General features: G+C 48.7%; 4 protein-coding genes. All 4 read right to left on the bottom strand.

The features are described from left to right. Window positions 1-3,062: 3,062 nt before the first annotated feature. On the bottom strand, window positions 3,063-4,847 hold the full coding sequence (locus B036_RS0123515) for an Ig-like domain-containing protein (RefSeq protein ID WP_020571201.1): 1,785 nt from the start codon (window positions 4,845-4,847) through the stop codon (window positions 3,063-3,065). A 79-nt stretch (window positions 4,848-4,926) separates the two neighbouring features. Then, window positions 4,927-13,017 carry an immunoglobulin-like domain-containing protein gene (locus B036_RS0123510; RefSeq protein ID WP_020571200.1) on the bottom strand — a complete coding sequence of 2,697 codons (8,091 nt, stop codon included), beginning with the start codon at window positions 13,015-13,017 and terminating at the stop codon, window positions 4,927-4,929. A gap of 139 nt (window positions 13,018-13,156) precedes the next feature. After that, window positions 13,157-18,343: a putative Ig domain-containing protein gene (locus B036_RS32575; protein WP_020571199.1), complete on the bottom strand. Its 5,187-nt coding sequence runs from the start codon at window positions 18,341-18,343 to the stop codon at window positions 13,157-13,159. Window positions 18,344-18,408: 65 nt separating this feature from the next. After that, on the bottom strand, window positions 18,409-22,622 hold a 4,214-nt coding region (locus B036_RS30755; RefSeq protein WP_044103680.1), incomplete at its 5' end, for a putative Ig domain-containing protein.

Below are 22,622 nucleotides of genomic sequence, written 5' to 3'. Positions count from 1 at the left end.
GGCACACAAATGGTGCCATCAGCGTCAAGGACAGTCTGGACGTCTCCGTCGGTGCAGGCATCTCCGTCGTCGCAAGGCAAGACGGTAGTCGTTCCATTAGAGCAATCTACTGGCGTCCCCATACAAGGAACACAAACTGAGCCATTACAATCCAGAATGGTTTGTTCATCGTTAATGGTGAAGGGGTTACCATCATCGCAGGTAACTACACTGGTCGTTCCNGTGGCGCAATCCTGTACGACACCTGCACAGGGCACACAAATAGTCCCATCAGCGTCAAGGACAGTCTGAACATCTCCATTAGTACAAGGGTCTCCGTCATCGCAAGGAAGAATGGAGGTCGCACCACTGGAACAATCGATGGTCCCCATACAGGGAATACAAACCGAGCCATCACAGTCAAGAATGGTTCGTACGTCATTAATCGTAGAAGGATCTCCATCATCACAAGAAACTACACTGGTTGTTCCAGTAGCACAGTCCTGTGTGACGCCCGCGCAAGGCACACAAATAGTGCCATCAGCGTCAAGGACAGTCTGAACATCTCCGTTGGTACAAGGATCGCCGTCATCGCAAGGGAGAACGGAGGTCGCACCACTGGAACAATCGATGGTCCCCATACAGGGAATACAAACCGAGCCATCACAATCGAGAATAGTTCGCACATCATTGATCGTAGCAGGATTTCCATCGTCACAATTTACGATGCTGGTAGTACCAGTGGCACAGTCCTGAGGGATACCGGCACAAGGAATACAAACAGTACCATCAGCGTCCAGAATGGTCTCAACATCTCCATCGGTACAGGGATTTCCATCGTTACAGGCCACGACAATAGTAGCCCCGTTAGAACAATCGACGGGCGTCCCCATACAGGGGACACATACTGTCCCGTCACAATCAAGGATAGTCTGTTCGTCATTGATGGTGTTGGGGTTACCATCATCACAGGGAACTACACTTATGATCCCTGAAGCGCAATCCATTGGGATACCTTCACAGGGGATACATATGATAGTATTGTCACAATTCTCTACCGTTACTTCGTCGAATTCTGTACACGGATCACCATCGTCGCAGGGCAGTGTAACTACGTCAGTACAAGATGCCGGAGCTGTACCGGCACATGGAATACAGACGATGGTATTGTCACAATTCTCCACCGTTTCCATGTCGTTATCAGTACAAGGGTCACCGTCATCACAGGCGATAAGAACTACGTCTGTACAGGCTGCCGGAGCTGTACCGGCACAGGGAATACAAACAANNGNGTTGTCNCAATTCTCCACCGTNTCCATGTCGTTANCAGTACAAGGNTCACCGTCATCACAGGCGATAAGAANNACNTCTGTACAGGCTGCCGGAGCTGTACCGGCACAGGGAATACAAACAACTGNGTTGTCGCAATTCTCCACCGTCTCCATGTCGTTAACAGTACAAGGATCACCATCATCACAAGAAATGGAAACTACGTCTGTGCAGGTTGCAGGAGCTGTACCAGCGCATGGAATGCAGATGATGGTATTGTCACAATCTAAAACAGTCTCCATATCATTAACCGTGCAAGGGTCGCCATCATCGCATGATTGAGCGGTCGTCGTTACGCCCATCGTGCTCGTGCAATTAGCTAATTCTGTCACGATTGTTATGGTTACATTATAGGTGTAGGCTACATAGCCTAGATTGATGGCATTGCTACCATTACCACCCTGGCAGCCAGTACTAAAAACTGGCACGACGTCAACACTTAAATTACCGCCGAAGTCGAAATCGTTGGCAGCCGTACGAGGAAAAGTACGGTTATACGGAAAGCTGGGTGGAGGTCGATTAAAAGCATCGATAACATTTGTCTCTGGGCAAGTGCCGCCTGAAGTTGTAGCAGGATTACAGCCATAATAGAGATTGTAGTAAAGGTCCCCCGCGCTACATCCAGCCGGAATATTTGACGTATAAACTATATCGGTTATTTGTACTTGAACAGAAACAATGCGCTCGCAACCACTAACACTTGTACCTAGATTAAAATCATGGCTGTAACCTTGACTGTAAGGGCCTCCAAATGCTTTTCTGTCTGGACTAATCAGCGCGTCGCCCTCATTTTCGGTTAGAATTATGGTCCTTTGAGCAATCCCCGAAAGTGGAAAGAATAAACAAAAAAAGACCGAAAATAGAAAAACTACGGTGCTCAATGAGGGCATTAGCCCAACAGCCAACACCTTTAAATCTCTGGCTTTCGCAAAAGGTGCTTGTCGCAAAATAGACTTGCGTATGGCTTCGAAAATAAAAAATTTCATGTCGACTATATTTTCATTTGCCCTAAGCATCGTAGGCTAAACGAAACACCTGCTAAATTACCGCACAATGTTGTCTCTCTGCAGTATAGGATAACTTCAATTGTTCAACCAGTTCTTGTAGGTATGCTACCAGTAGGTTCAGCTGAACTTAAAGTGTCCTCTGTTGACCAAAGCTACACTCTTTACCTTTGCTTAGGAGAGGAAAGTACCCATACAAATAGCATACATCGTCAGATTTAATCGTCGTTATCCCAGAACAAGGAGCAACTTCATCTTAATAATCGGCAAAAGCTCCTACTTTGCCAGCCAAAAGCTTAGCAAAACGAGCAAGTAACCCACTTTAAACGAACAGGCATCTAGAATCAGTTTAGCCACAAATGAGTACTTGTATAGGTAATGTAGTGGACCATTTTGCTCCTTTTAACCACTGCTAATCAAACAATACACTTTCTCCACTGATATTTATCCCTGCCAAAAGATTCAACGAAAGCTGCGGTAAGGCTGAAGGAAAGCTTCCTTTTAGTTTCTTTTGGGCGACCAGGCGCAGGTGCAATGAAAAGCCCCGCCACTCCATCCAGGAGCAGCAGGGCTTCTTCTTTAAGCTCAATCTGGTGGATTAAAGCAGCACGACAATTGTTCGGGCAGTGCTGAAGTCTCCAACCTTGTAAGCATATTCGTCAGTAGCCGTAGGGCAAGGTTTTCCACAAAGCTAATTGTTACCAATGTAGAATAGAGGGAACGGCGAAGGACTTGCCATAAGACCAAATTTTAGCGGACGACGATTCGCTTCGTCCAGAAGTTAGAAACGGTTTTGGCGGAGAGAAGGTATACTCCGCTTGGGAGTTTTGCGACGGACATATCGTCCGATGCACTTCCAAACTGGATCACGGAACCTGCATCGGTAGAAACTTTGCGCTTCCAGACGATCTTTCCGTTGAGATCAAATAGCGTCATAACTGCCGACTCTTCGGTTGGAACCTCAACGACAAACTGGCCATCATTGGGGTTAGGGTAAACGACTAATTCACCGGTCTCAGTTCCACGCTTCAGGTGTACAATATTGCTATAGGCGAAATCATCGTCAAGATCTACCATCCGAAGGCGGTAGTAGGCGGAGTTGGGGGGGCCATCATCGCTGTAGGTATAAGTTTGTGCTTGTTCAACTTCCCCTGCACCTGCGACCGCGCCCAATAACTCCCATTCAGGAGCATCGTCCGACGACCGTTCCAGCTCGTAATGGCTAAAAGCTTCCTCACTGGCAGCGGTCCATTCCAGCACGTTGCGCTTATCCACCTTGTTACCGGTGAAAGAGATTAGTTCCACGGGTAAAACTGGTGAACTGATGACTATACTAGTGCCTTGACTAAGTCGGGTAATATCGTCACCGGCATAGGCAAGAATATTCACACCTTGGAAAGTCAGGTTAGCGGTACCAAAGGCCAACGTAGTGAATTCGATGGTGAACACTTCAAAATTGTTGGTTGGGAAGGGAGGCGTAGACCCACCATCGTAGGTTATCGTACCATTATTTTCGGAAGGCCCGGTTATCGTCAGATTAAAAGGATTATTCGGCACCGTAAATCCACTTACTTCAATTAAACTGGGGTCAAAATTTATATTCAAGGTTGCGCCATTTACCGGCTGACCGTCGTCCGGCTGAACCTCCACCAGTACGGTAAAGGTTGTACCGATACCAGTAACCGAAGTGGAGGATGGGATCAACGCCACATCCGCTAACCCGGTATTGGCGCTAATGGTTACGATGGCCGAAGTTCCCTCTCCCCCTTCATTGTCCGTAGCTACCGCCGTCAGCTGGTGGCTACCAGACGTGATACCGGTAAGGACAACCTCAAAGGGAGCGCTCTCATCGGTCCCAAGACTGACTGTGCCGTCGAAAAATTCTACACTGCTGACCGTACCGTCGGAATCAGATGCACTCGCCGTGATGGTCACATCATCGCCGGTGACGAAGGAATCGCCGTTCTCAGGTGAAGTGATACTAATGGCAGGCGGCACATTGGCGGTACCGATGACGACATTAGCGCCTGTAGTATTTTGCAAGACGTCGATTCCAGCGCTGGCAATAATCGTGGGAAAAGAACCCGTTCTTACAAAATCAACGTTGGTATTTCCTTCAGCGATAGCCTGGAAGTTAACTGCTGCAAGGCCGAAGCTACCACTAGGAGCTCCAAAAAACAGCCCAACGTTGTAGACTATACTTCCAGCAGTATTGTCAATGGTTGGAGGTACGATTGGAAAAAATCCAGAGAGGGGAGTAACACTGACGGCCTGCAATACTGCAGGATCAAATGAAAGCCTTAAGGTAGCTGCATCAATGGCTACAGGACTTTCTGAAACTTCAACCGTCAGCGTAAAGTTAGCCGGTAAGGGATCCGTAACCGAAGTATTAGCCGGAGTGATAATTAAATCCTGCCCAACAACTCCCTGGTAGCCTGATAAAAAGAATAAAGCTACGAACAGCAGCCTCCCCGTAAGGGACGTAAGCTTCCTGACAAAAGGGGTCAGTTGTGAAGCGGAAAAATTATTAATCATTATAAGTCTATTTTGTGTTGTTTTTTTTTAAAAAAAAGCCTGTTGCTTTTATCGCCCGGAGCGTATAAAAACAGGGGGTTTAGGGAAGAAGTCCACTGGGTAGTTCTCCAAATACATTGAAGTTGGTTACCAACAGCGAGAAGTCCAGGATATTCACAATGTTATCGCCGTTGAGATTAGCCTCGGCGTTGTATCCAACATTACCAACTTCTAAACCGAAAGAAGTCACCAGGGCAGAAAAGTCGAGGATATTGACTTGGTTATTGTCATTGACATCTCCGGTCCTCAACTCGCCTACGTTGTAGGCGTCTCCACTACCTGTGATAATAATAGGAATAACCTTCTGGAGGCAGTTAGGGTATTTAATGGCCATTTCGTAAGTACCAGGGGCAATACCATCAAGAATGATCTCTCCGGAGGCATCCGCCGTGCCGATCAGATCGTAGTCTGGTGTGGCAGCGTTTATCTGGTACAATTTGACCGTATAATCACCACTATGTTCGGGCATGCCCTGGCGGGTGACCGAAATTGTCAGATCGGGAACACCGGCATTGGGATCGTAAAGCAAGGTAATTACGTTGGAGGTATTACTGACTGGCTGATCTACTGCATAGGGGCCAGAGGAAGTCACGGCAATGAACTGGTTCAAGCCTCCACTAGGTGTAGCGTCTCCACTTGGCGTAACAAGTAGTGTTACAGGAATATTTACTGTTCCGCCAGCTCCTATGATACCTGTATACAAGGCCTGACCAGACATGGCTTCGTTGGCGTAGTAAGTATCATCCGAGACACCAAATGGCGGAATGCCCGAGGCGATGTACAAACGCGAATCCATTACCAGCAGAGAAACGTGGTCACCAGGCGTACCCGAGACCGTGACAGTTTGATTCAGATCTGACACAGTCGCCGGTAACGTGTTGAGACCTACTATACCAATAGCCGGGGCTGATGGTACATCTGCGGTTACTACTGCCTGGCTACCACCCAGGCTGCCATCTTCATACAAGCTGCTTACAATGGTTGACCCATCGTTAAAGGTAACGGTGACGGTTGCGCCCACCAATTCATAGCCCGAAACAGCACCAGCATTGCCAGCACCTGGCACACCTTGGATACTATTTGGATCGACGTCTACTGCAAAGGTGAAAGTCTCCCCTGGATTAAAATCAGTAAAATTGGTACTCAGCGCATCAAAACCACCATTGCGTGGGGCAAAAAACAAGTCCGCACAGGGGTCGACCGGAGCGATCAGGCCAACATCTGCCGCAGTACCACCGGCAGTGAAACACTGGGCGGTGGCATCGCCACCTGAGCCGGTGGGGTCAAAAACCATATCCGGCAGGATACCCGTAGAAAGATCAAACGTTACACCAGTGACCTGCAGGTTACCCGTGGATTGGTTGGTTATTTGGAAGCTACTGTTGCCTCCAAAAGTAGAAGCATTGAGCCCGGCACCAGGTAAAATCTCGATCAGCACATTGGGATCACCAAATACAGGATCTACTTTTAAGCGCCAAACCTCCGAAGTATTGGAAGTACCGATGCCGCAAATACCACCATTAGTTCTGGCACTGACCGCAACCAAGTGGTAAATTTCTCCACTGGCATTGTCCGCCAGCGTAACGGGAATATCCACGGTACCCCCAGCGCCAATAACGGCGTCGAGCTCTTGAACAACTTGCACTTTGTTGGCTTCAAACGGGCCAGGAATAATTCCGGGGCCAACATCTTCAATTGTACTTTCGAGAATCAACAGGGAGACGGCATCACCCGGAGTACCGCTGATTTGTACGATTTGATCTTCTCCTCCAACGGTAGCATCAAGAAAGCCCGGCACATTAGCCGCACCAACGGCTCCAAGCACCGAAAGGCCGGGAGCGATAGATTCGCTTCCTGGGTAAAAGTAGTTTTCGGCTCCGTCCTGACTACTAGGTTGCACGCGGTACAATTCACTGGTAGCCGTTTGCCCGTCTGAAAATTCGACGGTTACCGTAGTGCCGATCAATTCCAAACCTGAAATTGCACCGGCATTACCAGCACTATTGAACCCTTCAATATTGGTAGGATCAATATCAATGGCAAAATTGATGGTCTCCCCTGGTTCGAAGTCATTGAAATTTACATTCAAGACATAATAGCCACCATTGCCTACTTCTGTTTCTCCCACAAAGGGAGTGGTACAGTCTTGGTCGGCTCCTGTGCCGCCATTACCAGGAATAGTCAACCCTACACTACCGTCACCGCCTGACTGACTAGTAATGGTCAAACATTTAGCGGTGGCATCGCCAGCCGTTCCTACCGGGTCGAAAACCATATTAGGATAGATGGCGGTACTGAGGTCAAAGCTAACCGAAGTAATTTGGGAGTTCCCCTGTGAATTATTGGTAATGATCAATCCGTTGGAGAACGTACTTCCCGTAAGTAGGCTATTACCACTGGGATCGATGGCAACGTAAGCACAGGGTAAATCAAGCGTGTTTACATTTACGGTCCGGGTAACTTCTACTGCCGAATTATTGGCAGCATCCATCACATTGTATGTAACCACGTAAGTACCAGCTATACTGGTATTCACGACATCTCCACCCACAATAACAGCTGCGGTCAGGTCACCGTCCACGTCATCGGAGGCAGTAAACCCAGGGTCGGTATAAGTGTCGCCGACCGTTAAGTCGAGTGGGTTGTCACCAATTAAAGTGATAACCGGTGGGGTCAAGTCGGCTGCGGCGGTTACCGTAATCTGACCACCTACGGTACCGGTTAATACGTTGCTACCACTGCGGGTAGCAATCGTGGATGGAGGCCCCACCGGATCGACAAAGTTCAAATTTGATAAACCTACACCCATTGCCTCAAATTCAATCGTGAGCAGGTCAAAAGTTCCGGATGGGAAAGTAGGGCCGGTGGTGGAACCAGCATAATCAATGGTACCAGCCGTATTGTCAAACACTGGTGAGATTAGCGAAGACGGGAAAACGCCGGTTGCCTGAGGGGTTAAACTAAGGACCTGCACGATGGCCGGATTAAAACTCAAGTGAATTTCAGCGAGGTCTAAGGGCTGGCTGTTCGCCTGTACTTCAACGGTGACCGAAAAGGTTTGTCCGTTGATTTGGCTTACCGCCGCCGGATTGACAACGAAGAACACATCGGTGCTGACCAAGTCGTTGACGATGACCTGCCGGGTCACTTGGGTAGCTGGATTGCCAGCGGCATCAGAGACATTGTAAGTCACAGGGTAAGTGCCAGCAACGGCGGTGTTGACCGCAGTAGCATTGATGGCGATGCTGCCGGAAATGTCGCCATCTACATTATCAAATGCGGTAGCATTTGGTTCGTTGTAGGAATCCCCAACATTTAGATTCAGAGGGTTATCTCCTAATAAGGTGATAACCGGTGGGGTAACGTCGGCTACGGCGGATACATTAACCGTTCTTACTGCTTCAGTAGCTGGATTACCGGCGGCATCAGAGACATTGTAAGTCACATTGTAAGTACCGGCAATAGCGGTGTTAACAGCATCGCCACCAACTATGACGGCTGTGGTCAGGTCGCCGTCAACGTTATCGGAGGCAGTAAACCCAGGGTCGGTGTAAGTATCACCGACCGCTAAATTGAGTGGGTTGTTACCTAATAAAGTGATGACGGGTGGGATAAGGTCGGCTCCGGCGGTAATATTGATCTGACCATCTACAGTACCGGTTAATACGTTTCCTCCGCTACGAGTAGCAATCGTTGACGGGGGACCGCTCGGGTCGATAAAGCCCAAATTGGATGACCCGACACCGACTGCCTGAAATTCAATAGTGAGCAGATCAAAAGTTCCGGATGGGAAAGTAGGACCAGTGGTGGAACCAGCATAATCAATGGTACCGGCCGTATTGTCAAACGTTGGTGAGATTAGCGAAGCGGGGAAAACGCCGGTTGCCTGAGGTGCTAAACTAAGGACCTGCACGATGGTCGGATCAAAAGACAAGTGAACTTCAGCAAGGTCTATGGGCTGATTATTAGCTTGCACTTCAACGGTGAGAGAAAAAGTTAGTCCGTCAATTTGATTGACCGTTGCCGGATTGATAACGAAGAAAACATCTGAATTACCAACTGCATTGACGATGACCTGTCGGGTTACTGGGGTAGCTGGATTGCCAGCAGCATCAGAAACATTGTATGTCACGCCATAAATACCGGCAACAGCAGTGTTGACCGCACTAGCATTTATGACGATACTGCCGGAAATGTCGCCATCTACATTATCAAGAGCAGTTGCATTTGGTTCGATATAAGTATCCCCGACATTCAGGTTCAGGGGGTTGTCTCCTGACAAGGTGATGACCGGTGGGGTCACGTCAGCTATAGCAGTTACATTAACCGTTCTCACTACTTCGGTGGCTGGATTGCCAGCAGCATCAGAAACGTTGTATGTCACGCTATAAGAGCCAGCAACGGCAGTGTTGACAGCATCGCCACCAACTACAACGGATGCGGTCAGGTCGCCATCAATGTCATCGGAGGCAGTAAACCCAGGGTCGGCGTAAGTGTCGTCAACCATGAGTTCGAGCGGGTTATCTCCGATTAAAGCGATTACTGGCGGCGTATCATCTACCGGATTAGATAGGTCACATATCTGTATTCCTTTCAGGGCAGGATTTTCCGTAATGTGGATAAATTCGATATCCAGGACACCGTCAGTTACCGTGATAGTTGCGGAGCGGGTAAAAGCACCCTTGGCGCCAGCGATGGCGAAGGGGTCGATATTATCGAAAGCGGGCAGCACTACCCCTTCGATTTCTACATCGAACACACGTTCTCCTGCCTGATCGATAGAACCGAAGAGTTCGGCGAATAATAAAGTCACCTGAACTTCAGTACCTGATGCAACCGGAAACTCCCATTTCATTTCCGGATCTGAAGTGGCGTCATATCGTTCCGTATTAAAAATTGCCGCCGGTGCGGAAGTGGGTACCGAGGGATCAGTCATGATGATGGCCCCAGGATGAGCGGATCCGGAATTACCGCTGTAAGTACTGCCTCCAGTTGAATTGGCGGTTAAGAATTCCGAGTTTCCGGCATTACCGAAAGCGCCGATATCTTGGCTCCAGCCCAGTGGAGTAGCATCTGCGGAAGCCGTCGCTGTTCCGCCCACATTAATGCGGTAAAGGGTATTGTCACAGGGATCGGGTAACTCGAGCGGAGAAGAGACGTTGACCGTTCTGATCACTTCCACAGCCATATTATTAGCAGCGTCGGTAACATTGTAGGTGACTTGGTAGGAACCGACCGTATTGACATCCAATGAAGAAGCGTCGATAGCAATGCTTGAGGTCAAGTCACCGTCAACATTATCCGTAGCCGTTGCGCCTAATTCGGTATAGGCCTGACCAAGGGTTAAGCTAATTGTAGTGGCTCCGTTCAGTGTGATGACTGGCGGCGTTACATCCGGTAAGTTAACGGTGAAATTGACAATATCCTGGGCTTCCGGATTGGTGAATTCATCGTGGAACTGATTAGCAGCCCGAATAACAATTGTATTCGAACCTTCAATAATTCCATCCAGCGCAGTTAAATCCCAGAAAGTCTGCCCAATTGCGGACGCAGTTGATATCCGGGTATCGGTATTAATATTATTGAGGTCCGGCGGATTAACAAAAATATGGAAGTGTTCCGTGAGACCGTACAGCACGTTCGTAGCTGTCCATTGTAGCGTTACATCGGTCGATGTCAGTACCGCATTTTCTGCAGGTGCTGTAATAGTTACCTCAGGGCCGGACACCGTAACCGTGACCTGGTCGGAACCAGACAGCCCACCCTCGTCAGTTACCGAGGCAGTTAGGGTTTGTGAGCCGGGGGTTACAAACTGACCAGTTATATTATTACCAACTCCATCAATAGGGTCCGTAGAAAATTGAACATCACCGGAGGACCATTGCAGGTCTGCCGCCAGGCCGCTTTCCTGGGCATCCGTTACAGTTCCCGACAGGGTGATATTGGTACCCCGGCTCACGGTGGAGCCATTAATTGGGGCATCAATCACAACGATGGGTGCGGTATTAGGCGCCAGTACATTTACCGTACGGGTAACTTCTGCCGCCGCGTTATTAGCTACGTCCATCACATTGTAAGTGACTACGTAAGTACCAGCTGCACTGGTGTTTACGACATTACCCCCTACGATAATGGCACCGGTCAGGTCACCATCGACGTTATCGGAGGCGGTAGCCCCGGGATCAGTATAAGTGTCGCCGACCGTGAGATCGAGCGGGTCATCACCCAATAAAATGATGATAGGTGGGGTCACATCCGCTGCTACGTCAACCTGACCACCTACAGTACCGGTTAGTACGTTAATTCCACCGTTGGTGGCAATCGTTGATGCGGCGCCGCTCGGATCGGTAAAGATCAGATTGGTTGACCCGACACCTACTGCCTCAAATTCAATCGTAAGCAGGTCAAACGTTCCAAACGGAAAATTAGGGCCGGTGGTGGAACCAGCATAATCAATGGTTCCGGCCGTATTGTTAAACGTTGGTGGAATTAGTGAAGACGGGAAAACGCCGGTTGCCTGAGGTGTTAAGCTAAGGACCTGCAAGGTGGCCGGATCAAAAGACATGTGAATTTCAGCCAGGTCCAATTGCTGACTGTTTGCTTGTACTTCAACGGTGACTGAAAAAGTTTGACCGTTAATTTGATTAGCCATCGCCGGATTGACAACAAAGATTACATCCGTATTGCCCACGGCACTGACGATGACCTCCCGGGTCACTTCGGTAGCACTATTGCCAGCGGCATCGGAAACATTGTAAGTTACATTGTACGTACCGCCAACGTTGGTGTTGACGACATCGCCACCTACTATAACGGCGGAGGTCAAATTGCCGTCAACATCATCCGAGGCACTAAACCCAGGGTCGGTGTAGGTGTCCCCGACAATTAGGTTAAGAGGATCGTCTCCGAATAAGGTGATGACCGGTGGGGTCACGTCTGGTGCGGCGGCTACATTAATCGTTCTCATCTCGCTGGCTGCATTGCCGGCGGCATCAGAGACATTGTAAGTTACAATATAAGTACCGACGACGGAGGTATTGACGACATCGCCACCTACTATAACAGCCGAGGTCAAATTGCCGTCAACATCATCGGAGGCACTAAATCCAGGGTCGGTGTAGGTGTCCCCGACAACTAGGTTAAGCGTACTATTTCCCGCTAAGGTGATGACTGGTGGGGTCACGTCCGCTGCGGCGGAAACATTTACTGTTCTCAGTTTTTCTTCGGCGTCATTACCGGCGGCATCAGAGACATTNTAAGTTACAATATAAGTACCGACGACGGAGGTATTGACCACATCTCCACCCACTANAACGGCGGAGGTCAAATTGCCGTCAACATCATCGGAGGCACTAAATCCAGGGTCGGTGTAGGTGTCCCCGACAACTAGGTTTAGCGTACTATTTCCCNCTAAGGTGATGACTGGTGGGGTCACGTCCGCTGCGGCGGAAACATTTACTGTTCTCAGTTTTTCTTCGGCGTCATTACCGGCGGCATCAGAGACATTNTAAGTTACAATATAAGTACCGACGACGGAGGTATTGACCACATCTCCACCCACTACAACGGCGGAGGTCAAATTGCCGTCAACATCATCGGAGGCACTAAATCCAGGGTCGGTGTAGGTGTCCCCGACAGTAAGGTCAAGGGAATTGTTTCCCGCTAAGGTGATGACCGGCGGGGTGTTATCTGCACTTAAAATTTGAACGGAAATATTATTAGTGTTCCCCAAAACATTACTTGCATCGAAAGTAATAATTGATTCCCTAGGGAAATTAAAACTATAATCGATCGAAGTATTCCCTGTGCCTATAGTTTGAAACTCGATTTCTAGGAAATCAAAATTTGCTACTGGAAAATTCGAAGTAGTGGCCCCAACATAATCGATCGTTCCGTTGGAATTACTAGCACTCAGCCCCAACGTACTCGGCAGCAGTCCGTTAAAGCCTGAAACAAGTGGCGTCAAATTTTGCACCTGTAGCAGACTAGGATCAAAATCCAAATGGATTTCTACTAAATCAACCGTCTGGTTGGTACCGGATTCCACCGCAATGGTCACCGTAAATGTATTGTTGACAACGGGGTCCACCGTCACCGAGGTAGGCGAATTGACAAAATCGACCTGACTCATTGCCTTACTCAAAGGAAGACAACAAAAGAGCAGCAGCAGTAAAGTGCCTAACGTACTTCCAGTAAATAAAGAAAAAGGTCGTTGGAATATGAAATGTAAGTTGTTCACCTGTTCGGATTTAAAAGTGTTGAATATTCGTTTATTGTTCATTGGGTGCTTGTTCTCCTTGTACATTGAAATTGGTTACCAGAAGTGAGAAGTCTAGCGCATTCACTAGCGTATTTCCGTTATAATCCGCATTGGGATTATAGCCAGCATCGCCTTCTTGTAAGTTGTAAGTACCGGCCAGAATAGAGAAATCTATCGCGGATACCTGATTATCGTTATTTCCATCACCGGCTAAAAGGCTACCTACGTCAACTATATTTGATCCGGCATTAATGGTTACGGTCTCTACCACCCGCAGGTACTGGACATGTTTTACCGCCAGCACGTAGGTCCCCGGAGTTAAACCAGTAAGAGTCATTTCCCCCGTAGCGCCCACCATTTCCGTATTGCTGTACACCGGTGTGGTTTGACCAGAAGGGTACAAGCCGACTTCATAGTTACCGCTGTAGTCACTGCGTCCTTGTAATGCTGCGTTAATGGTTAAACTCGTAGCCGGGCTAGTCTGCTCATTGATACAGAAATAATCAAAAGAAAAGTCCATCATTGCTGAAGCAGCCGCGTTGCGACTAGAAGCATGTAAACCGGCAAAGGTTATGGGACCAGTACTGCCATCCGATAATAATTGTCCAAGGATCATGTTGGTGGTTAAGGTAATAGACGCACCAATCGGGGTGAATGAATTGCCATCATCCAGGCTATAAAAACCAGTAACGGTATTTGCCGCCGGATCAATGGTCATTTTCAGTACCACATCGCCACCGATCGGAATGACATCTCCGACTACATCTTGCTGATTAGGACCAGTTACATCGTCGGCTACCTCGTGAGACAATTGCAATTCATAGCCATTGACCGAATTGACGATCACTACGAGTTTAACATAATTTGCTTCATTCAATCCGAACCAAAGTCCGGCCTGTTGGAAGTTGGTTCCTCCAGCTACAGCGGGCAGATCGACTAATTTGGTCGTAATATCATATGCTTGACCGAGGTCAGCATTGAAACCTACCCCAAGACCGTTAACCTGAGAATTTCCTCCATTACCGGTCTTGAAAAAAATACCCTTCGTAGCCGTTATGGTGAGGTTGCCTCCGCTAATATCCAATTTGCCGGGCTCATAGCCAGGTACTGCCGGGTTGCTTGGCATAACGGGATCGATGTTGGCAGATGGGGCTGAAACCATGGTGAATCCGGTACCGGTACCGTTGTTGTCGACAAATCCACCAGCAGCAGCATCAAATTCGAGGCAATAACCGGCCGACACATTGACAGGAATAGTGCTACAATCTTCCGTAGATATGGGACTACAGGTTTCCAAATTCGTAATAACTCCAATATCAAAGACATCTGTTACGAAGGCATTACTATTATCCATTGCCCTTACTTCAATGGGGTAAACAACGTTAGCCGTTGGGGGCGTGCCAGTAAAGGTCCGGGTAGCATCGTCAAAACTCAACCAGTTCGGAAGGCCAGCTTGGCCTTGCTCTACTGCACTATAAGTCAATACATCACCAGGATCCGGATCGTTAAAGGCATCGCTAGCAAATTGGAAACTGAAGGCTTCGTCAACCGTTGCGACCTGATCAGGGATCAGGTTGGCCACTACCGGCGAATTATTTCCGCCACCTGAGCTTTCTCCGTTAATCTGGTAAGTGTCAAACCGAAAGGTAAATCCTCCGGAATTTTGGGAGTATAGACCAAAAGCAGTAATGTTTCCACTCAAATCCGCAGAGGCGGTTGCCCCCACGGCCAGGGTTGATCCTACCGCAAAGTCCAGGGTAGCCCAACTGGCCGCTGCCGTAGAGAAGGGGAAGGTTTTGAGTTCAGCACCTCCCGTTGCGTTGGGGAAATTAGTAGCCGAACCGATCCCGGTCATGGTTAAGGTGGTGGTAGATACATACCATTGCGAACCAATCCTGACGGCTACGCGGTTTTGGGTGCCGGAAGCACTGTTCCCCAGATACCAGGAAATTTGGGAAATGGTCGTATTAGCCAGATCGATCGATAATTCTTCTGTAAAAGCAAAGTACTGGGAAGCGCCGTCAAATCCTGCTGCCAGACCGCGTCCATCGGCGGGGGTGGGATCCACATCGCCGGCATTGATGTTTTGGAGTCCCGTTGGTTTTCCGATGCCTTTGGAGGCGACTTCTTTGGAGGCACTCACGTCCACTCCCCCGTTTTTGTACATGTTCCAACCTCTTATACTGAGGTTGATGTCATTGCTAGCATCTTCATTCCAGAAGGTTTCCCGATAAAGAATATCACCTGCTTGTACGGGGTTTACCACTATCGTAATCTGATCTGAACCGCTTTGCGTATCGGTATCCGTGGCCGTAGCCGTTATGGTGTGTGTTCCTACGGTAAGAGTTGCCGAAATAGCCGCGCCCGAACCTAGAGTACCATCAATACTGGATTCCCAGCTTAAAGCAGCCGAAAGATCTCCGTCTTCCGTATCATTGGCGGTAGCGGTAAAATTGACCGCATTCCCTTCGACAACTGCAGTATTATTTGCCGGGGAAGTAATGTTCACCACCGGAGCGTTTTGTGATTGAGAAGCCGGAATAATATTGCTGATGATGAATACATAATCCTGGTAATCACCATTCGAGGCTTCTTCAAAGCCTACTAAATAGGTGTTTGGAACCGGATCGCCAGCTCTGTCGTTGAGCGCATAAATACGTGCGGCGTGTGCGGCCTGTCCCGGATGCAATAAGGCATTCAGCGCATCTTCAGTATAAGCGGTATGGGAAGGACTGGTGGTGAAAAATCCAAATACAGTACTCCCCGGATCAAAAAATCCCGTTCCCGAATTTAATGCCGGGAATAAAGTTTGGTGTTCTGGATTCGGATCATTACTTCCTCCCATTCCAGAAGCCAGTACCCCCGCTTCTACTAAGGTAGGAGCAGTAGTATCATCGTTGTCCTCGTAATAGCCAAAGGGAAGTAAAAATGCCGGAGAATAACGCGCCACTGGCGTCATTACCACCGGACCGGACCCAACTTTTTGGAAAGTTGATTCCAGTATTTCATCGCCCAACGGGAAAGTGGTGATGCTCGACGTTAAGCCGGTCCATCCAATATTTATGTTATATCCCAGGGTGGCGATTATATCGCTCATGGGTGCTTCATTACTTCCTTCAAATTGCTGGGAACCCAGCCCGTAAAGAGGTAAGGAAGTGGTTGGATTATTCAGGTCATTACTGCCGATATCAAGTGAAGCCTGCAACGCTCCCGTTTGGGAGGGGTCAAATTCGATTGACAAGGTCACGCTTTGTCCGGTAAGGATGGTGAGGGGCAGGCCTGGAGGAGAGAGCAAGGTGAAATCCGCAGCATTCGCTCCGGAAAAATTCAAACTGCTGACTTGCAGATCGTCTACGCCATCGTTCGTAATGGCAACGGTTTGTACATCATCCGGCAAACTACCCGGAGGGTTCACAAAACCGCTGAATATAACTTCCTCTTTATTTAGGGCTAAAACTGGTGCATTAGCAGTTCCCAGCGGGCGTAAAAGCGCTATTCTGCTAGCACCGTATTCAGATATATAGATATGGCCATTACTCGTGTTTTCGGTCAGGTCGAGCGGATTGCTTAAACCCGTAAATCCGGTGATGCCCGTCTGTGCATCTATGATATCTAGGTTGGTTCCGCCTGGAGTTAAGACGATGATATCGTCTCCACCGCTATAGCGGACCACCAATAGTTTATTTTTGAGGGCACCGCCAAAGGTATTACTTTGGTATTCGATGACCCCGTTGGGTGATTTATTGTTTACAAAATTGTAAGCAAAGCCTCGCCAATTCGGATCGGGAAGGGTACCTACTGGATATTGGTTTACCTGTACCGGATCAGTATTGGAGGTAGGATTACCGCCGTTTAGGACATACTCGCCCCTGGTTGGATTAGGATGACCGTGATAACTACCTTGTACGGCGCGGAAGAGTTGATCATTTTGAGTTTGACCTACCCCGTTGATGGCAGTAACGGGTACCAGATCTCCATCCGTCCGTCCATCGATTCTCTGCGGAACACCACTAGGAGCTCCAGGATAGCCGGGCGTTTGTGGTGTATTACCACCGGCAGCAGACCCATTCGTAGGGACGTATAATTGACCATTGCTGTGCCAGACCAGGTCGTAAGCATTCCGAATGCCGGTTGAAAACAAGGTCACTGGTGCGCCGGTGGCAAAAGGATCATAAGTTCCGCCGTCTTCGGTCTTGACGTCTAGTGGAGGATTGGTAATGGCATTGACATCGACTCGCATTACGGCTGCGGTAAGTAAGCGTTCTGGACGAAAACCCCAGGTTTGATCTGCAGCCCCCATAGCCGAATTACTTCCTTGTAAAAAATACAAGGCACCATCGGGACCAAAGTCGATACCGTTGGTCACGTGATCTTTAGCCGAGCGAGGCAAGTTAATCAGGTAATCCTGAACGGTTCCTAAATCCGGACCACTAAGTCGGGTAATCTTCCCCTCCCAGTCCGATTGCCCGGAAAACCCAAAAGAAGTATGGCTTACCCAGGCGACTAAATTACCCTCAGTAGATGAAGGATCGAAAGTGATGTCGATGGCCAGTCGGTTACTAAGACTAGTAATCGACTGAAAATTCGTTAAAGTACCATCCAAATTGATATCCCAGCGGTGGATTCCCCCGTCATTCACCAAACCGTACAGTTTATCATCAGGTCCGATCGTCACGCAGGTATATTGATTACCTGTGGCAACGGTAAGCTTTTCAAACTCAACATCGCTGGTTTCGTTACCTTCATCTATCGTGGTGGTAAAAGTAAAATCGAAAGGTGTCATCATTGCACCGGAAATATCTTCTACGGCATTAGAGATTTCCATACGATAAGTCGTATTGAAATCCAGGCCGAGCGCGGTGAGGGTAATTGCGTCTCCACCACCGGTGCTATTGACGTTGACATTAGGAAATTCAATGCTAGTGGCGTTATTGAAGAGTTTTACGGTATTTTCATTGACGGTACCGTTATTCAGGCTACCATTCGGTAAATTGATTTGTGTGGTAGAAATGGAAACGTTCAGATTGTTACCGTTAAATACTTCACTGGTAACCGCTGCTCCAAGCACAGAAGGATCTGCCATTAATTTAGCCACTGGATCAAATTCAATAAAATAGTTATTGAACGATTTGTTGGGGTTCGATCCTAAAGCAATTAAAAGCGGTATGATTAACCAACTATTGAGTTGTGTTTTCATTTTCCTGTGTTTGTTCATAGGTTGAGTAGGCGAGACGAATCTCGCCTACTTGAATCATTGTTTGTTTATTCAATAACAATTCGTTTATTCCATATTTCCGTTCCGTTAACGATCCGCACGAGATAAATACCGGCGGGCGCATTGCTCAGGTCAATGGTCTGCTTGTGTCGCCCATCCATAAGTTGGCTTCGCATTTCCCGGCCTTTACTATCGAATAGCTGGTAACTCATCTTTACCGGATCCATTGAGGTCGGAATCTCCAGGGTAGTTAATCCCAAACTTGGATTAGGATAGAGCCTGATCTCTTCAGTGGGATCGCTGCTGGCATCGACAATTCTAATCTCAACCGGTTTAGCGTTGCTTAAAAGGTCAAAGCCACCAAAGGTAACCGCCGGCCTGAAGGGCGCAGGCGCCGTGAAGCCTATTTTGACTTTACCTGAATGTTTGGCTCTGATCCGTACCTGAGCGATCAGGATATCTCCTTGCGGGAAATCCGACAGACTACCACTGGCAACCGATACCTGGCCTTGGGTATTATCGTAGGCGTTTACCAAATTCATCTCGAATCCTGCCGTCGAAGGAATCACTTCCAGTACTTCGATCAATTCGGAGTCAAAAGCTAGATAAGCCTGGGTAGCATCAATTCGTTGGTCGCCAGTGGATACCATGAGGTCTAGCAGTACTTCCTCACCAACAGTAAGTCTTTCTGCTGCGTTCAACCAAAGTTGAATAGCGCTGGAAGATTGACCATTGAAATCTTTGACGTCCTCACGTAACTTTGAGCTTGACGTTGGGGCAGCGAACGGGTTATTCATTGGCTCTTCCCCATCAACGTTGAAGTTGGAGGCCAGCAAAGAGAAATCCAGCGCTCCCACCTGACCATCACCGTTGAAGTCTGCTTGAGCGTTATATCCGGAATCCCCCACAGCTTTATTAAAGGTGACTACCATGACGGAGAAGTCCAGGGCAGAAACGGCATTGTCTTCATTCGCATCTCCTGCTCGGAGCTCCTTACTGTTAGCAACAGTAAAATCTAAGGTATTAGCACCAGCCGTCAAGGTGGTCATCGGCATTACCCTGGAAAGGTATTGCGCACGATCTACCCGTACACCGTAGGATCCGGTCGGTAAGTCAGTCAGGGTAATCACCCCATCAGTACCGGCCGTTTCGGTGAAAGAAAATAGCGGAGCACTGTTATCGTTAGGATCGTATAGTTCTACGGTATATTCACCCGAATAGTCCGGAGTAGGCAGATTACGCCCCTGTAGTTCGACGTTGAACGTCAAATCTGCGGTTGGTTGATTCACCGTCCAGTTGAAGCTCACCTCTACCACCGGATTCAAGCCGTCATCAGCAGAAACGGTTACCGGGTAGATACCATCGCTGTTCGGACCACCACTACTGGTACCAACGTCGATCGTACCGCTGATCAAACCGGTATTATCCATAGAAAGCGAAGAAGGTAGACCGCTTGCCGATACAGTTAGGCCGGGTCCGTCGTCTTGTCCCAAAACAATTTGTAAGGAGACGACATCGCCTTCATCGTTGGTTTGTGGACCAGGATTGGTAAGGACTGGCGACAAGTTGGACGTCAGCGTCACGGTAAATGAGCAGTTAGCAGTATTAGTACCGTCCGATACTTCGAACGTATTGGTCGTTACACCTAATGGGAAACTAGACCCACTGGCACCTCCTAAAGTTTGTTGAAGTGTTGGATTAGTACAGTTATCAGAGAAGGTTGGATCATCGTAGGTAACCACCTCTGCAGTCACTCCCTCGGCTACCACCACCACGATATTGTCCGGGCAGCTAATGGTAGGTGCTTCAGCGTCACTGATGATCACATTGAAGGTCAAGCTGGCGGTTTGACTGGTACCGTCATCCGTAGCTGTGTAGGTCACTTCAGTGGAGCCTACTGGAAAAAGCTCTCCATCTAAACTCACTGGATTGCCATCAACTGTGGCCACTACCGAAACGTTACCGACGGCATTAGTAAAAGTGGCATCCGGTAGATCTACCGATGCCTCGCATACGCTGGCATCATTATCTTGGGTAATGTCCTGGATCGGATCAATCGCCAGGATCAGCTCAGGTTCGATGCAGAATCTTTCAAAACTGAAATCCATAGTATTGGCGGCATTGGCATTACGGGTAGTGGCGTGTAGCCCCGCGTAGGTAACACTACTACTCGCATCGGGCAATGCAATCCCATCGATCATTTGCTGATTCAACGTGATGGAACTACCGATCGGAGTGAAGTTAACACCATCGGAGCTATATGCCCCCGTTACGGTTAGCCCTACCGGATCAATGGTCATCTTCAACCAGACGTCAGCACCTATCGCCAGGATGTTTCCAGTAGCATTTTGCTCGTTACCGGAAGGTAAATCATCCGCTACCTCGTAGGCTAACTGCAATCTATAACCACTCGTATTGTTGACCAAAGCCACTAGCTTTACGTATTCAGACTCGCCCAATCCAAACCAGATTCCACCTTGTTGAAAGCTCGCTCCGCCATTGGGTACCGGAAGATTCACCAGTTTAGTGGTAATATCAAACGGTAGGGCCTGGTCGGCGTCAAAACCGACACCTAAGCCATTAACCTGTGAATTACCATTGTCCCCCGTGGTTTTGAAGAATATTCCTTTGGAAGCGGTAATCGTCAGTAGATCGTTAGCAATGCTTAATCGATCGGGTTCATAACCGGGTACATTAGCAAATGTAGGAATTGCCGGATCCAGATTGTTTTCCGGGGCGGCCACCATGGTGAAGCCCGTACCTACTGCACTGCCGTCTTCCAACCCGCCATCTGAACCATCAAATTCAAGACAAAAACTACTGGCTACAGCAACGGGTATAGTACTGCAATCGTCAAATGCAATCGGTGAACAAAGTATGGGAACCGGGGCGTTTATCGTCCAGGTAAAGCTTTCTTGTACAACTGGGTTCAAGCCATCGTCAGCCGTAACAGTCACCGAGTATACGCCATCGCTGTTCGGACCTCCGGTGGCAGCACCGGCATCAATAGTACCACTAATCAACCCCGCATTATCGATGGAAAGAGAAGCGGGTAAACCATTGGCGGCAACGGAAAGACCAGGCCCATCGTCTTGCCCCAGTGTAATTTGTAAGGAAACGGCATCGCCTTCATCATTCACCTGCGCTCCTGGATTCGTAATCGTAGGCGACAAATTGGGCGTAACCGTCCAATTGAAATTAACCGTTACGTCTGGGTTGGAACCGTCATTGACGCTTACTGTTACCGGGTATACGCCGTCGTTCAACGGGCCACCTGATGCAGTTCCTGCCGCAAGGCTACCGGTAACTAAGCCGGTATTATCAATACTAAGGTTAGCGGGTAGTCCGCCGGCAGTCACCGTAAAGGTAGCATCGTCCGGATCCGTAATAGCAAGCTGCAAATTAATGGCTTCTCCTTCGGCGTTAGTTTGGTCTCCGGGATTAATCACCACGGGTGGGAAGCTACCGTTGATGAGGGTACCTTCCACCTCATAAGTATCGAAACGTAAGGTAAAGCCACCGGAGCTGCCCGGAATTTCCATATACAAACCAAAGGCTTCGATGGTGCCGGTGGTTGGTAAATCCGTTGCCGGAGTACTTCCCAATGCTAAAACATTGCCCGTACCATCTACGGTTAATTCTACCCAATCAGCAGCAGTGGTCGTATAAGGAATTGATTTCGCTTCTGCATTTGCCGCAAATCCACTGACCGATCCAACCGCCGTATTCGTAAAGGCACTGGCACTGGCGTACCACTGCCCGTTAATCCTAATTGCTGCCCGTGTTTCGGCTGATCCACTGGCGTGTCCTTGGTACCAATTAATACCCGTTACTTCGATGGAAGAAAGATCAATCGGGAATTCTTCCGTAAAAGCCAGGTAGGGGTTATTTCCGGCGCTAAAAGCTGCTCCTAAGCCGAAACCGTCGGCTGGCGTTGGATCCACATCCCCTGCGTTGATGTTGTCCAATCCTACCGGTGCACCGATAGCATCAGAAGTTACCGCATTGATCCCCACCGGAAGTGCATCGCTTTTCAGGATATCCCAACTTCTGAGCGAAATGGATTGGTTATCTTCTGGGCCATCATCATTGGTGGTGTTTTGGAAGGTTTCGCGGTAGAGGACCGTAGAGGTACTAATTCCTTCGCCATCAAGGCTCACGGTCAACGTGCCTTCATTGGCATCATCGCTGACGATAGCGACCGAAGCGCTTGCTAGCCCAACGTTGACGGGAGCAAAGCTAACTTCAAAGGTGGCGCTAT

The organism is Neolewinella persica DSM 23188 (genome assembly GCF_000373105.1).
GTDB classification, from domain to species: Bacteria; Bacteroidota; Bacteroidia; order Chitinophagales; family Saprospiraceae; genus Neolewinella; species Neolewinella persica.
The sequence above is the reverse complement of the archived record's forward strand: the minus strand, read 5'-3'. Positions and strand labels throughout refer to the sequence as shown.

Excerpts from the sequence above, each read along its gene's own strand:
- B036_RS0123515 (WP_020571201.1), bottom strand. The coding sequence starts at position 4,847 with ATGATTAATAATTTTTCCGCTTCACAACTGACCCCTTTTGTCAGGAAG.
- B036_RS32575 (WP_020571199.1), bottom strand. The coding sequence starts at position 18,343 with ATGAAAACACAACTCAATAGTTGGTTAATCATACCGCTTTTAATTGCT.